At 74.6% G+C, this 14901-nt stretch carries 12 protein-coding genes; 7 read left to right on the forward strand and 5 right to left on the reverse strand.

The annotated features are described in order from the left end of the window. The 4 genes from CR165_RS19895 to CR165_RS19910 all read left to right on the forward strand — a co-directional run bounded on the left by CR165_RS19895 (window position 1) and on the right by CR165_RS19910 (window position 4307). Entirely contained in the window at window positions 1-1686 is a 1686-nt protein-coding gene (locus tag CR165_RS19895) for a dipeptide ABC transporter ATP-binding protein (RefSeq protein WP_109518687.1), read from the forward strand. 137 nt (window positions 1687-1823) lie between these two features. Next, window positions 1824-2006 (forward strand): DUF4089 domain-containing protein, encoded by a 183-nt coding sequence (locus CR165_RS19900; protein WP_109518688.1) that lies wholly within the window; start codon window positions 1824-1826, stop codon window positions 2004-2006. Then, window positions 2003-3370 (forward strand): AtzE family amidohydrolase, encoded by a 1368-nt coding sequence (locus tag CR165_RS19905; RefSeq protein ID WP_109518689.1) that lies wholly within the window; start codon window positions 2003-2005, stop codon window positions 3368-3370. The genes CR165_RS19900 and CR165_RS19905 overlap by 4 nt, the downstream gene beginning before the upstream one ends. Before the next feature lie 73 nt (window positions 3371-3443). Beyond that, entirely contained in the window at window positions 3444-4307 is an 864-nt protein-coding gene (locus tag CR165_RS19910; RefSeq protein WP_109518690.1) for an alpha/beta fold hydrolase, read from the forward strand. 35 nt (window positions 4308-4342) lie between these two features. Here the strand turns inward: CR165_RS19910 and kdpC are convergent, their stop codons facing one another. From kdpC to kdpF, 4 genes are read right to left on the reverse strand one after another with little or no spacing between them, the layout of a single operon-like run. Next, window positions 4343-4888: a potassium-transporting ATPase subunit KdpC gene (kdpC, locus tag CR165_RS19915; RefSeq protein ID WP_109518691.1), complete on the reverse strand. Its 546-nt coding sequence runs from the start codon at window positions 4886-4888 to the stop codon at window positions 4343-4345. Between the two features lie 3 nt (window positions 4889-4891). Then, window positions 4892-6949, reverse strand: coding sequence for a potassium-transporting ATPase subunit KdpB (kdpB, locus tag CR165_RS19920; RefSeq protein ID WP_109518718.1), 2058 nt, complete (start codon window positions 6947-6949; stop codon window positions 4892-4894). A gap of 36 nt (window positions 6950-6985) precedes the next feature. Further along, on the reverse strand, window positions 6986-8683 hold the full coding sequence (kdpA, locus tag CR165_RS19925) for a potassium-transporting ATPase subunit KdpA (protein WP_109518692.1): 1698 nt from the start codon (window positions 8681-8683) through the stop codon (window positions 6986-6988). A 4-nt stretch (window positions 8684-8687) separates the two neighbouring features. Then, window positions 8688-8783, reverse strand: a complete 96-nt coding sequence (gene kdpF / locus CR165_RS25435) for a K(+)-transporting ATPase subunit F (RefSeq protein WP_219929795.1) — start codon at window positions 8781-8783, stop codon at window positions 8688-8690. A 239-nt stretch (window positions 8784-9022) separates the two neighbouring features. Between kdpF and CR165_RS19935 the strand changes: the two genes are divergently transcribed. Both CR165_RS19935 and CR165_RS19940 read left to right on the forward strand, forming a co-directional pair. Further along, window positions 9023-11731 carry a sensor histidine kinase gene (locus CR165_RS19935; protein ID WP_245906606.1) on the forward strand — a complete coding sequence of 903 codons (2709 nt, stop codon included), beginning with the start codon at window positions 9023-9025 and terminating at the stop codon, window positions 11729-11731. Beyond that, complete coding sequence (locus CR165_RS19940) at window positions 11728-12423, forward strand: response regulator (protein ID WP_109518695.1); 696 nt, start codon at window positions 11728-11730, stop codon at window positions 12421-12423. The genes CR165_RS19935 and CR165_RS19940 overlap by 4 nt, the downstream gene beginning before the upstream one ends. 3 nt (window positions 12424-12426) lie before the next feature. Here the strand turns inward: CR165_RS19940 and ybaK are convergent, their stop codons facing one another. Then, window positions 12427-12909 (reverse strand): Cys-tRNA(Pro) deacylase, encoded by a 483-nt coding sequence (gene ybaK / locus CR165_RS19945; protein ID WP_109518696.1) that lies wholly within the window; start codon window positions 12907-12909, stop codon window positions 12427-12429. Window positions 12910-13063: 154 nt separating this feature from the next. Here ybaK and CR165_RS19950 point away from each other — a divergent pair, with 154 nt between their 5' ends. Further along, the gene (locus CR165_RS19950; RefSeq protein ID WP_109518697.1) at window positions 13064-14701 is read left to right on the forward strand and encodes an FAD-dependent oxidoreductase; all 1638 of its coding nucleotides are present in this window, start codon (window positions 13064-13066) and stop codon (window positions 14699-14701) included. Window positions 14702-14901: the final 200 nt, after the last annotated feature.

Raw genomic sequence — 14901 nt, forward strand, 5'->3', positions numbered from 1 at the left:
ATGGACAGCAACACGGTCCCGCTGCTCGATGTCCGCGACCTGACGGTGGAGTTCGCCACGCGGCGCGGCACGGTGCGCGCGGTGAAGCGCGTCAACCTCTCCATCGCCCGCGGCGAGACGCTGGGCGTGGTGGGGGAGAGCGGCTCGGGCAAGTCCGTCACCTCCTACGCGGTGATGCGCATCCTGGAGCGCACCGGGCGCATCGCCGAGGGCAGCATCGCCTTCTCCGGCGTGCCGCTGCGCGAGCTGCCGGAGCGCGAGATGCGCGACCTGCGCGGGCGCGAGATCTCGATGATCTTCCAGAACCCGCGCGCCGCGCTGAACCCGATCCGCCCCGTGGGCCAGCAGATCGCCGATGTGCTGCGCCGCCACGGCCAGGCGACGCGCGCCAATGCGCGGGCGAAGGCCATCGCCGCGCTGGAGCAGGTGCGCATCGCCCGCGCCGCCGAGCGGCACGATGCCTATCCCTTCGAGCTGTCGGGCGGCATGTGCCAGCGCGTGGTCATCGCGCTCGCCCTCGCCTGCCGCCCGCGCCTGCTGATCGCCGACGAACCCACCACCGGCCTCGACGTCACCACCCAGAAGGCGGTGATGGACCTCGTCACCGAGCTGACGCGCGAGCGCGGCATGTCCACCCTGCTCATCACGCACGATCTCGGCCTCGCCAGCGCCTATTGCGACCGCGTGGCGGTGATGCAGCAGGGCGAGGTGGTGGAGAACGCGGATGCCATAGCCATCTTCCGCGCCCCCACCCACGCCTACACCCGCCGGCTGATGCGCGCCACGCCCCGCCCCGGTGCCGGATTGCGCGACCTGCTGCCCGAGGGCGCCGCCCCCGCCCCCCTCCCGGCGCCCGACCCGCGCGCCGGCGAGCCGCTGCTGGAGGTGGAGGGGCTGGTGAAGGAATATCCCCGCACCGGCCTCGGCGGCTGGCTGGCCAGGCTCGCCGGCCGCGCGCCGGAAGCGCCCTTCCGCGCGGTGGACGGCATCTCCTTCCGCGTGAACCGGGGCGAGAGCGTCGGGCTGGTGGGCGAATCCGGCTGCGGCAAGTCCACCACCTCGATGATGCTGATGCGCCTGCTCGACCCCACCGCCGGGCGCATCCGCTTCGCCGGGCAGGAGATCGGCGCCATGCCGACCCGGGGTTTCGCCGCCTCGCCGCTGCGGCCGCGCATCCAGATGGTGTTCCAGGACCCGACCGACAGCCTCAACCCCCGCCTCACCGCATCCCGTGCCATCGCCGACCCCATCCTGCGCATGGGGCGCGAGCGCGGCGCGGCACTCCAGGCGCGCGTCGAGGAACTGGCCGATCTCGTCGGCCTGCCGCGCATCCTGCTGCACCGCTTCCCGCACCAGCTCTCCGGCGGGCAGAAGGCGCGGATCGGCATCGCCCGCGCCATCGCGCTCAACCCCGACCTCGTCATCCTCGATGAACCCACCGCGGCGCTCGACGTCTCCGTCCAGGCGGTGGTGCTGAACCTGTTGCAGGACCTCAAGCTCAGGCTCGGCATGAGCTACCTCTTCGTCAGCCACGATTTGCACGTGGTCCGCCTGCTCTGCGACCGCGTCATCGTCATGCGGCAGGGCAAGGTGGTGGAGGAAGGCTCCTCCCAGCAGGTGCTGGAGAACCCGCGCGCCGACTACACGCGCGAACTCATCGCGGCGATCCCGCACCCGCCGGTTTAGCGCGCGATCGTCGGAGGCCGCAGGCCGGAGACGTGAATCGCACGCGCGAAGAAAGCGCTGGGGAAGCACAGCTTCCCCAGGCCCCTTCAGTTTCTGCAAGTTCTCGGGCGCCGCTGGCGCCCTCCGGGAGAGACACCATGGCCAAAGACCCGATCGAACAGGCGGTGGAGACAGCAGCGGAGCTGCACGGACTCACACTGCAAGCCGAATGGCTCGAAGCCGCCACCACCGCCCTGCGCACCGTGGCGGCGGCGGCGCGGCTGGTGGAGGAGTTTCCGCTGGAGGACGAAGCCGAATACGCACCGGTGTTCCACGCATGAGCAACACCGCCAGCGACATCGCCGCCGCCATCCGCAGCCGCCGCGCCACCGCCTGCGCTACCACGGAAGCCGCGCTCGCCCGCATCGCGGCGGAGAACCCCGCGGTCAATGCCTTCACCGATGTCACCGCCGCCCGCGCCCTCGCCCGCGCGGACGCCATCGACGCGCAACTGGCCGAAGGGCGCGACCCTGGCCCGCTCGCCGGCGTGCCCTTCGCGGTGAAGAACCTGTTCGATATCGCCGGGCTGCCCACCCGCGCCGGCTCCCGGATCAACCGCGAGCGCGCCCCCGCCCCGCGCGACGCCTTCCTCGCCCGCAAGATGGAAGAGGCCGGCGCCATCCTGCTCGGCGCGCTGAATATGGGCGAATACGCCTACGACTTCACCGGCGAGAACGCGCATGACGGCCCCTCCCGCAATCCGCGCGACCTCGCGCGCATGACGGGCGGCTCCTCCGGCGGCTCCGGCGCGGCGGTGGCCGCCGGCATGGTGCCGGTGGCGCTGGGGTCCGACACCAACGGCTCCATCCGCGTGCCCGCTTCGCTCTGCGGCGTGTTCGGCCTCAAGCCCACCTATGGGCGCCTCAGCCGCGCCGGCACCTTCCCCTTCGTCTCCTCCTTCGACCATCTCGGCCCTCTCGCCGCCGGTGTCACCGACCTCGCCCTCGCCCACGACGCCATGCAGGGCACAGACCCGGAGGACCCGATGCAGGCGCAGCGCCCCGTGGAGCCGGTACTGCCCTCGCTGGAGGATGGGATCGGTGGTCTCCGCATCGCCATCGCCGGCGGGCATTTCGCGCAGGGTGGCCACCGGGCGGCGCATGACGCCGTGGCGCTGGCGGCCAAGGCGCTCGGCGCCAGCCGCGTGGTGGAGTTCCCCGAGGCCACCCGCGCCCGCGCCGCCGCCTATGTCATCACCGCCGCCGAGGGCGCCGCCCTGCACGCGGAGCGCCTGTGCGCCCGCGCCGCCGATTTCGACCCCGAGGTGCGGGACCGGCTGATCGGCGGCCTCGCCATCCCCGCCGCCTGGGTGGCGCGGGCGCAGCGCTTCCGCCGCTGGTACCAGGCGCGGGTGCTGGAGCTGTTCGCCGAGGTGGACCTGATCCTCGCCCCCGCTACCCCCGTCCGCGCCCCGCGCCTCGGGCAGAAGACGCTGGAATGGGACGGGCAGAGCCTGCCGCTGCGACCCAATCTCGGCCTCTACACCCAGCCCGTCTCCTTCATCGGCCTGCCGGTGGCCGCGGTGCCACTCTGGCCCGATGACGGATTACCGATCGGCGTGCAGATCATCGCCGCGCCCTGGCGGGAGGATCTGGCGCTGCGCGCGGCGCGGGTGCTGGAGCGGCAGGGGGTGGCGCGGCTCTGAAGGACGGGGGGCGGGTTCACCCCGCCAGCCCCACGTGCCAGCATCCGCCCCCGGATCACCAGGGAGCAGAGCCATGCGCGCACGGATTCGGGGCACCGAGATCTATTTCGACGTGGAGGGGATGGGCCTGGTACCCGACGGCGCGGAGATGCGCGAGCGGCCGGCAGCCTTCATCCTGCACGGCGGCCCGGGCGGCGACCACAGCGGCTTCAAGCCCGGCTTCTCGCCCCTCGCCGAGCGGATGCAGCTTGTCTATGTCGACCATCGCGGCCAGGGCCGCTCCGCCAAGGGCGACCCCGAGACCTACACGCTGGACGAGAATGTGGAGGACCTGGAGGCGCTGCGGCAGCATCTCGGCCTGGGCCCCATCGTCTCCATCGGCACCTCCTATGGCGGCATGGTGTCCATGGCGCATGCGGCGAGATATCCGGAGGCGGTCTCGCACCTGGTGCTGGTCGTCACCGCCGCGCATTCGGGTTTCGTGCAGCGCGCGCAGGAGATCGTGGCCGAGCGCGGCACGCCGGAGCAGCAGGCCATGTGCCAGCGCCTGTGGGACGGCACGCTGACCACGGTGGAGGACCTGAAGCAGTACTACGCGGTGATGGGCCCGCTCTACGCCGTGCGCCACGACGAGGCCGCCGCCGCCCCCGGCCGCGCCCGCACCCGGCACGAGCCGGCGGCGCTGAACCGCGCCTTCCGCCCCGGCGGCTTCCTGCGCGAGGGCTTCGACCTGCGCCCCGAGCTTTCGCGCATCACCGCGAAGACGCTGATCCTGGCCGGGCGGCACGACTGGATCTGCGCCCCGGAATTCTCCGAGGAGATCCATGCCCTGATCCCCGGCTCGGACCTACGCGTCTTCGAGCGCAGCAGCCACTCCATCCGGGTGGACGAGCCGCAGGCGATGATGGACGCCATCAAGGGCTTCATCGTCTACTGACGGCGTTCCGGGAGGGGCGGCGCCCCTCCCGCCGCTCACTCCCCGGCATCCAGCGCCAGGTTGAGCGCCAGCACGTTGACGCGCGGCTCGCCCAGCAACCCGAGTTGCGGCCCCTCGACATGCCGCGCCAGGATCTCCCGCAGCCGCGCCTCCTCCATGCCGCGCGCCGCCGCCACGCGCGCCACCTGGCGCCGCGCATTCTCCGGCGAGATGTGCGGGTCGAGCCCCGAGCCGGAGGCGGTGGCGGCATCCGCCGGCACCGGCGCAGGCCCGGCCCCGGCCACGCGCGCCCGCACCGCCTCCAGCAGCCTGGCGCTGCTCGGCCCGAGCTGAGAGGCGGCGCCGGCGCTGGCGTCGTAGCCCGCGGCGGAGGGGCGCGGGTGGAAGTAGCGTGCTTCGGAAAAGCCCTGCCCGACCAGGGCGGAGCCGATGACCCGGCCTTCCCGCGCGATCAGGCTGCCGCCCGCCTGGGCGGGGAACAGGGCGTTGGCCAGGCCCGTCATCGCCAGCGGCGCGGCGAGGCCCAGCAGCAGGGTGAACAGCCCGACCGTGGTGACGGCGGGGCGGAGGATGCTTCGCATGGTTCAGGCAAGCCCCAGCAGCGAGAGGATCAGGTCGATGGCCTTGATGCCCAGGAAGGGCGCCACGAGGCCGCCCAGCCCGTAGACCAGCAGGTTGCGGCGCAGCAGCGCGGCGGCGCCGGCGGGGCGGTAGCGCACGCCGCGCAGCGCCAGCGGCACCAGCGCCACGATGATCAGCGCGTTGAAGATCACCGCCGAGAGGATGGCGCTCTCCGGGCTTTCCAGCCGCATCAGGTTCAGCGCCTGCAATTCCGGATACTGCGCCACGAAGATGGCCGGCAAGATGGCGAAGTACTTCGCCACGTCGTTGGCGATGGAGAAGGTGGTGAGCGCGCCGCGCGTGATGAGCAGCTGCTTGCCGATCTCCACCACCTCGATCAGCTTGGTCGGGTCGCTGTCGAGGTCGACCATGTTGCCGGCCTCGCGCGCCGCCTGGGTGCCGGTCTGCATCGCCATGCCGACATCGGCCTGGGCCAGCGCGGGCGCGTCGTTGGTGCCGTCGCCGGCCATGGCGACGAGCCGGCCCTCCCCCTGTGCCGCGCGGATGTAGCGCAGCTTGTCCTCGGGCGTGGCCTCGGCGATGAAATCGTCCACCCCCGCCTCGGTGGCGATGGCGGCGGCGGTGAGGCGGTTGTCGCCCGTCACCATCACGGTGCGGATGCCCATGCGGCGCAGCGCGGCGAAGCGGTCGCGCATGCCGGGCTTGACGATGTCCTGCAGCGCGACGAGGCCGAGCAGCCGGCCATCCCGCGCCACCGCCAGCGGCGTGCCGCCCTGGCGGCCGATGCGCTCCACCGCCTGCGCCACCTCCGGCGGCGCGGTGGTGCCGGTGGCCTTCAGCAGCGCCTCCACCGCGCCCTTGCGGTAGCGCCCCTCCGCCGTGTCCAGCCCTGAGAGGCGGGTCTGCGCGGTGAAGGGCACCGCCACGGCGCCCGGCGGCAGGGCCGGCACTTCGAGCCCGTGCCGTTCCCGCGCGAAGGCCAGGATGGAGCGGCCCTCCGGCGTCTCGTCGGCCAGCGAGGCGAGCAGGGCGGCGCGCGCCAGATCCTCCCCGGCCACGCCCGGCGCCGGGATGAAGGCCGCCGCCTGGCGGTTGCCGAGGGTGATGGTGCCGGTCTTGTCCAGCAGCAGCACGTCCACGTCGCCCGCCGCCTCCACCGCGCGGCCGGAGGTGGCCAGCACGTTGAAGCGCAGCAGCCGGTCCATGCCCGCGATGCCGATGGCCGAGAGCAGGCCGCCGATCGTCGTCGGGATCAGGGTGATGAGCAGCGCCGCCAGCACCGGCACGGCGGGCGGCGCGCCGTTCCACGAAGCCAGCCCGACCAGCGTGACGACGGCGATGAGGAAGACGATGGTCATCCCCGCCAGCAGGATGTCGAGCGCGACCTCGTTCGGCGTCTTCTGGCGGGAGGCGCCCTCCACCAGCCCGATCATGCGGTCGAGGAAGGTGCCGCCCTGCGCCGCGGTGATGCGCACCACCAGCCAGTCGGAGACGACGGTGGTGCCGCCCGTCACGGCGCTGCGGTCGCCGCCCGATTCCCGGATGACGGGGGCGCTCTCGCCGGTGATGGCCGCCTCGTTCACCGAGGCGATGCCCTCCACCACCTCGCCATCGGAGGGGATCAGCTCGCCGGCCTCGACCAGCACCAGGTCGCCCACGCGCAGCTCGGTGGCGGCGCGGGGCTGCCACAGGCTGCGGTCGCCGGCGCGCAGCAGCAGCCTGGCGCGCGTCTCGCCGCGGCCGCGGCGCAGGCTCTCGGCGCGCGCCCGGCCGCGCCCCTCCGCCACCGCCTCGGCGAAGGTGGCGAACAGCACCGTGGCCCAGAGCCACAGCGCGATGCCGGCGGAGAAGCCCCAGGCGCCGCCCGAGAGCGCCGCGCGCAGCGCCAGCAGCGTCACCAGGATGGAGACCACCTCGGTGGCGAAGATCACCGGGTTGCGCAGCAGCTGCGCCGGATTGAGCTTGCGGAGCGCGTCCAGCGCGGCGCGGCGCAGCAGGGGGCCGTCGAGCAGCGCGGGGGCGGATGGGTCCCGGCGCGCGGCGGTGGCCGACGCGGGCATCGGCGCGGGCATGTGCGTGTCCATGATGCGTGTGCCTCAGAAGGTCTTGCCGGCCAGCAGGGAGAAGTGCTCGGCGAGCGGGCCGAGGGCGAGGGAGGGCAGGAATTGCAGCCCGCCGAGGATCAGGATCACCCCCGCCAGCAGGCCGGCGAAAAGGGGCCCGTGCGTCGGCAGGGTGCCGGCGCCCTCGGGGGCGCGCGGCTTGGCCGCCAGGCTCCCGGCGATCGCCATCACCGGCACGAGGTAGGCGTAGCGGCCGAGCAGCATGGCCAGGCCCAGCGTGGTGTTGAACCAGGGCGTGTCCGCCGTCAGCCCGCCGAAGGCCGAGCCGTTGTTGCCAGCGGCCGAGCTGTAGGCATAGAGCATCTCCGAGAGGCCGTGCGGCCCGGCATTGGCGAGGGATGCGGTGGCCGAGGGCAGCACCAGCGAGACGGCGGTGAGGCCCAGGATGGCGGCCGGCAGCACCAGCACCGCCAGCATGGCCAGCTTGATCTCGCGCGCCTGCACCTTCTTGCCGAGATATTCCGGGGTGCGCCCGACCATCAGCCCGGCGATGAACACGGCGAGCAGCGCGAAGACCAGCATGCCGTAGAGGCCGGAGCCGACGCCGCCCGGCAGCACCTCGCCGAGCTGGATCAGGAACAGCGGCACCATGCCGCCGAGCGGCGTGAAGCTGTCATGCATGGCGTTGACGCTGCCGCTCGAGGCGCCGGTGGTGGCCGCCGCCCAGAGCGCGGAGAGCGCGGTGCCGAAGCGCACCTCCTTGCCCTCCATGTTGCCCGGCGCCGGGTCCAGCCCGGCGGCCAGGTGCAGCGGGTTGCCCGCGGCCTCGGCGGCGTAGATGGCGGCGGTGCCGGCCAGCACGAAGCCCAGCATCACCGCCAGCAGGGCGCGCCCCTGCCGCGCATCGCCCACCAGCCGGCCGAAGGTGACGCAGAGCGCGAAGGGGATGACCAGGATGGCCCAGCATTGCAGCAGGTTGGAGAGCGCGTTCGGGTTCTCCAGCGGGTGTGCCGAGTTGACGCCGAAGAAGCCGCCGCCATTGGTGCCGAGTTGCTTGATGGCCACCTGGAACGCCGCCGGCCCGAGCGCGATGAGCTGCGTGCCGCCCTCCAGCGTGCGCGCCTCGGCATAGTCGGCCAGGGTCTGCGGCACGCCGCAGGCCACCAGCGCCAGGCCGAGCAGCAGCGCGAGCGGCAGCAGCAGGTAGAGGGTGACGCGGGTGAGGTCGGCCCAGAAATTGCCGAGCCGCGCGACGCCGCCCGCCGCCAGCGCGCGGCAGAAGGCGAGGGCCAGCGCGATGCCGGTGGCGGCGGAGAGGAAGTTCTGCACCGTGAGCCCGGCCATCTGCGTGAGGTAGGACATCGCCGCCTCGCCGGAATAGGCCTGCCAGTTGGTGTTGGTGACGAAGCTGACGGCGGTGTTGAAGGCCAGCCAGGGCGAGAGGCCGGGCAAGCCGCGCGGGTTGAGCGGCAGCGCGCCCTGCAGCCGCAGGAGGGCGTAGAGCAGCAGGAAACCGGCGAGGTTCACCGCCAGCATGGCCAGCACATAGCCGCGCCAGCCCTGCCCGGCCGTGGGGTCGATGCCGCCGGCGCGGTAGAGCAGCGCCTCCAGCGGGCGCAGCCAGCGCACCCGCCCCTCGGCGATGGCGGCGGCGTAGTGGCCGAGCGGCACGGCGGCGAGCGCCGCCAGCGCCAGGGTCAGGGCGATCTGCGCCCATCCGAGGAGGGTCATGGCGTCACAGATCCTCGGGGCGCAGCAGCGCCCACAGCAGGTAGCCGAGCAGGCCGAGGCTGACGGCGCCGCCCAGCATCAGGTCCAGCAGGCCGGGCATGGCGGTCAGATCCGGTCGCAGGCGGCGGCGTAGGCCGCCATCAGGCCGAAGAAGCCGAGGCCCAGCGCCAGCAGCAGGAGGTCGGTCATGGGGGTGTTCCGCGAAAGGAAGGCGGCGGGCGAAGGCCGCCGCCGGCACCACCCCCGATAGGCCCGGCCGCCGCAAAGAGGCGATGTGGAATTCCCGGCCCGCGCATAAAAAATCCATAAAAATCAACATCTCCGCTCGCTGCGGGCAGGATGGGCGCGCTAGTCTCGGCCGGCATGGCCGAAGCCTCCTCCCGCCCCGACCCCGATGCGCTGCTGGCGCTCGCCGCGCGCGCGGAGCGCGGCCGGCTGAAGGTGTTCCTCGGCGCCGCCCCCGGCGTCGGCAAGACCTACGCGATGCTGGCCGCGGCGCGCCGGCTGCACGCGGCGGGCGGCGCGGTGCTGGTGGGGCTGGTCGAGACGCATGGCCGGGCCGAGACGGCGGCGCAGATCGGCCCGCTGGAACTGCTGCCGCGCCGGCGCATCGCCTACCGGGGCCAGGCGCTGGAGGAGTTCGACCTCGACGCCGCCCTCGCCCACCCCTCCGCCCGCCCGCCCGGCGTGCTGCTGCTGGACGAGCTGGCGCACGGCAACGCCCCCGGCAGCCGCCACCCCCGGCGCTGGCAGGATGTGGAGGAGCTGCGCGACGCCGGCATCGAGGTCTGGACGACGATGAACGTCCAGCACCTGGAGGGCCTCGCGGACGACGTGGCGCGCATCACCGGCATCCGCGTGCAGGAGACGGTGCCCGACCACGTGCTGGCCGGCGCCGACGCGGTGGAGCTGATCGACCTGCCCCCCGCCGAGCTGCTGGAGCGGCTGCGCCAGGGCAAGGTCTATGCCCCCGAGCAGGCGGCGCGGGCGCTGCGCGGCTTCTTCCGCGAAGGCAATCTGGCGGCGCTGCGGCAGATGGCGCTGCGCCGCACCGCCGAGCGCGTCGATGCCGATGTGACCGGCTACATGCGCGCCAACTCCATCGCCGGCCCCTGGCCGGCGGGCGAGCGGGTGCTGGCGCTGGTGGGGGGCGACGGCGCGGCGGAGGCGGTGGTGCGGCACGCCCGCCGCCTGGCCGACGCGCTGCGCGCGCCGCTGCTGGCGCTGCATGTGGAGGCGCCCTCCGGCGCCGGCCTCTCAGGCGCCGATCTGGACCCCGACCCGGCGCTGCGCCTCGCCGCACGCCTCGGCGCCGGGGTGGAGAGCACGGTGGCGCGTGACCTGCCCGCCGCCGTGCTGGCCCATGCCCGCGCCCGCAACGTGACGCATCTGGTGATGGGCCGCGGCCGCCCCGCCCTCTGGCGGCGGCTGACCGGCCGCAACCTGGCGGCGGCGCTGGCCCGCCGGGGCGGGGATTTCGCGCTGCACCTGGTGCCCGCCCCCGCCCTGGCCCTGGCCCCGGCCGCCGCCCCGCCGCCCCGCGCCCTGCCCGGCCTGCCGCGCGGCGCCGCCTGGGTGGCGGTGCCGGGGCTGGTGGGGCTCGCCACGCTGCTCGGCCTCTGGGCCGATGCCAGCGTGCCGGAGGGCGGCACCGGCATGATCTACCTCGCCGCCGTGGTGGCGCTGGCGGCGGGCTTCGGGCCGCTGCCGGCGGCGGCGGGCGCGCTGCTGGCCTTCCTGGCCTGGGATTTCCTGTTCCTGGAGCCGCGCCTCACCCTCTCCCTCTCCGGCGTGCAGGAGGTGACGGGGGCGGCGATCTTCGTCTGCGTGGCGCTGCTGCTGGCCGGCACCACGGGCGGGCTGGGCCGCTCGGCGGCGCGGGCGCGGGCGCGCCTGTTCGGCATGCGGCGGCTGGTGGAGCTCTCCCGCCGGCTGGCCGCCGCCGCCACCCCCGCCGATCTGCTGGCGGTGGTGGCGCAGGAGGCGGAGCGGCTGGCCGGCCGCCCCGCCTGCGTGCTGCTGGGGCTGGAGGGCGAGCCGGTGCCCCGCGCCGCCCGCCCGCTGGACGCCGAGCCGGACGCGGATTCGATGGCCGCCGCGCGCTGGGCGCTGGCGCATGACCGCCGCGCCGGCGCCGGCACCGACGCGCTGCCCGCCGCCGCCTGGCAGTTCCGCCCGCTGCGCACGCGGGAGGGCGCGCTCGGGCTGATCGGGCTGCGGATGGACCTGCCCGGCCTGCCGCCCCTCGAGGACGAGCGCGACCGCGCGCTGGACTCGCTGGCCGACCAGGCCGCCATCGCCCTGGAGCGCGACCGGCTGACACAGGACCAGGCGCGCCTCGCCGCGCAGGCCGAGACGGAGGCGCTGCGCTCCGCCCTGCTGGCCTCGATCGGGCACGACCTGCGCACGCCGCTCACCGCCATACGCGGCGCGCTGGAGACGCTGCGCCTCTCCGGCGCCGCCCTCTCCACCGCGGTGCGGGCGGACCTGCTGGAGACGGCGGAGGCGGAGACGGTGCGGCTCAACCGCTACCTCACCAACATCATCGACCTGGTGCGGCTGGAAAGCGGCCAGCTCCAGCCCCGGCGCGCGCCGGTGGACCTCGACGACGCGCTGCGCACCGCCACCGCCCGCGCCGCCCGCGCCAGCGGGCGGGAGATCGCGCTCAGCGTGCCGCCGGGCCTGCCCGAGCCGCGGCTGGATGCCGTGCTGCTCGACCAGGTGCTGGCCAACCTGCTGGACAACGCCCTGAAGTTCTCGCCCCCCGGCAGCCCGGTGCGGGTGGCGGCGCGGCGCGCGGGGCCCGAGCTGGTGCTCAGCGTGGAGGATGCGGGAAGCGGCATTCCGCCCGACCAGCTCGGGCAGGTCTTCGACCCCTTCTTCCGCATCCGCCGTGGCGATTCGGCGCCGGCCGGCACCGGGCTGGGCCTCGCCATCTGCCGCGGGCTGGTGCATGCCATGGGCGGGCGCATCACCGCGCAGAGCCCGGCGCGGGAGGCGCCAGGAGAGAACCCGGGAACCCGCATGTCGGTCCACCTGCCGCTATGAGCCAGCCGACGCGCATCCTGGTGGTGGATGACGAGCCGCAGATCCACCGCTTCCTCGGCCCCGCGCTGGGCGCCGCCGGCTATGCGCCGCTGCGGGCGGAGACGGCGCAGGAGGCGCTGCGCCTGGCCGCCACCGCCGCCCCCGCCCTGCTGCTGCTCGACCTCGGCCTGCCGGACATGGACGGGCAGGCGCTGATCCCGCGCCTGCGCGCCTTCTGCCCCGCCCCCATTCTGGTGGTCTCGGCGCGCGGGCAGGAGACGGAGAAGGTGGCGGCGCTCGACGCCGGCGCCGAGGACTATGTGGAGAAGCCCTTCTCCCTGGCCGAGCTGCTGGCGCGCATCCGCGTGGCGCTGCGGCGGGCCGAGGCGGCGGGCGCGGCGCAGGCCCCGGCGGCGGCGCGCATCGAGATCGGCCCGCTGGCCATCGACCTGGAGCGCCGCGTCGCCCGGCTGGGCGAGGACCCGCCGCTGCACCTGACGCCGCGCGAATGGGAGCTGCTCGTGGCCCTGGCGCGGGCGCGCGGGCGGGTGATGACGCAGCGCCAGCTGCTCGACGCCGTCTGGGGCCCGGCCCATGCCGAGGACGCGCAGTATCTGCGCGTCTATGTCGGGCACCTGCGGCAGAAGCTCGGCGCGGCGGCGGGGCTGCTGCGCACCGAGCCGGGGGTGGGCTACCGGCTGGAGGAGGGCTGAGCCTCAGCCGGCCCGCAGCGGCGCCGCCTTCGCCCCCAGCGCCGCGATCAGCGCCGCCGGCGCGCAGGCCAGCTGCAGGCCGCGCCGACCGCCATTCACCACGATCTCGGCCTGGTCCAGCGCGCTGGCGTCGAACACCGTGCGCAGCCGCTTCTTCTGGCCGAGCGGGCTGATACCGCCCACCACATAGCCGGTGGCGCGCTCGGCCCGGGCCGGCTCGGCCATCTCGGCGCGCTTGGCGCCGAGCGCCGTGGCCAGCGCCTTCAGGCTGAGGCGCGCATCGGAGGGGATGGCGGCACAGACCAGCTCGCCCGTGTCCAGCACCGCCACCAGCGTCTTGAACACGGCCGCCGGCGAAAGGCCGAGCGCGGCCGCCGCATGCAGCCCGATCGCCTCGGCGGCGGGGTCGTATTCGTATTCCAGCAGGCGGGCGCGCAGCCCGGCGGCCTCGGCGGCGCGGGTGGCGGGCGTGGCCTTCACGCTCATGGGTGCGTCTCCTTCCCCCGCCGCCGCGCGGCGGCGGGCGCTCCTGTCTCCGCGCGCGCCGCAAAGGCGTCAAGGCCGGGCGCGGGGCGTCGGGCTGGCGCGAAGCCGGCACCGGTGCCAAGAGCATCAGGGGATCACGAGCGGCGGCGGGGCGATGGCGGCGTATTCGACGGATGTGCTGGTGCTGGGCTCGGGCTCTGCGGGGCTGACGGCGGCCCTTACCGCGGCGCGGCGGGGGCTTTCCGTCACCGTGCTGGAGAAGACCGGCCGGCTGGGCGGAACCACGGCGATGTCGGGCGCCGGCACCTGGATTCCCGCCAGCCACCACGCCGCCGCCGCCGGCATCGAGGACAGCGCCGAGGAAGCTCTGGCCTATATCCGCGCCGCCGCGCCGGAAGGCTGGGCAGAGACGGAGGAGCCGCTGTGGCGCGCCTTCGTCGATGCCGCGCCGGAGATGCTGCGCTTCGTCGAGGCGCACACGCCGCTGCGCTTCGCCCTGACGCCGGAGCCGGACCCGCTGCGCACCCTGCCGGGCGCGAAGGCGCGGGGACGGATGATGTCCCCCCTGCCGCTCAGCCGCTGGCGGGCGGGGCGCTTCGCCTTCCGGATCCGCCGCTCCACCATCCCGGAGATCTTCACCTACCACGAGGCGGTGACGACCGACCTCTACCACAAGCCCTACCGCACCGCGCTGGAGCTGTGGCCGCGGCTGCTGTGGCGGCTGCTGACCAACACGCGCGGCAAGGGCACGGCGCTGGTGACGGGGCTGCTGCGCGGCTGCCTGGATGCCGGGGTGCGGGTGGCGCTGAACGCCCGCGCGGTGGAGCTGACGCTGGACGAGATGGGCGCCGTGACCGGCGCGGTGGTGGAGCGCGGCGGCCGGCGGGAGCCGTGGACGGCGCGGGCCGGCGTGGTGATCGCCACCGGCGGCTTCGAGTGGGATGCGGGGCTGATGGCGCGCCACTTCCCCGGCCCGCTCGACTATCGCGGCAGCCCCGGCGCGCATGACGGAGACGGGCAGCGCCTGGCCGAGGCCGCCGGGGCGGCGCTGGCGCATATGGACCAGGCGACCATCACCCCCTCCGTGCCGGTGCGCTACGAGGGCCGGCTGCTGGCCCAGCCGGTGCCCTTCCACACCGAGCCCTACGCCATGCTGGTCAACCGCCACGGCGTGCGCTTCGTCAACGAGCTGACCTTCAACATCGGCGAGGTGCTGGACCGGCGCGACCCGGCGACCGGCGAGCCCGTCCACCTGCCCGCCTGGGTGATCACCGATGCGCGGATGCCGGAGGAGGTGCCGCCGGTGCGCTGGGCGGCGAAGGCGGACCCCTCCTGGCTGCGGCAGGCGGAGAGCATCGGCGCCCTGGCCGGGCTGATCGGCGTGCCGCCGGAGGCGCTGGAGGCCAGCGTGGCACGCTTCAACGCCGCCGCCGAGGCGGGCGAGGACCAGGATTTCGGCCGCCCGGCGCGGGCCGATGCCGCCTCGGCCGGTGACAAGAGGCGGCGGGCGGGCATCAAGCCCATCCTGCGCGCGCCCTTCCTGGCCATGCCCTTCAGCCGCTCGATCCTCGGCACCAAGGGCGGCGCCCGCACCAATGCCCATGCCGAGGTGCTGCGACCGGATGGCAGCGTCATCCCCGGCCTCTTCGCCGCGGGGGTGGCGATGGCCAACCCGATCGGCACGCGCAATGTCGGCACCGGCACGACGATCGGCCCGAACATGGCCTGGGGCTACATCGCCGGGCAGCGCCTCGCCCGGCGCAACCAGCCGCCCGCGCCCCGCCTGTCCTGACGCGGCGGCTGGGGATGGTCCCCGCCGGACGGGCCGCCCCCGGATTCCCGGGATTGTGATGCCGCCGCCCCGGCTTCTTCCCGGTTGTTGAAGCTTGGCCGCTGGAAAGCCCCCCTGCCCCGTGCCGTCATGGCCGGGTGCGGCGGGCGCTGCCACGGCGGCCGGGCTGCCCCTCGGCGCCCGGCCTGGTTTCCCGGCAG

The organism is Teichococcus aestuarii (genome assembly GCF_003116135.1).
GTDB classification, from domain to species: domain Bacteria; phylum Pseudomonadota; class Alphaproteobacteria; order Acetobacterales; family Acetobacteraceae; genus Pseudoroseomonas; species Pseudoroseomonas aestuarii.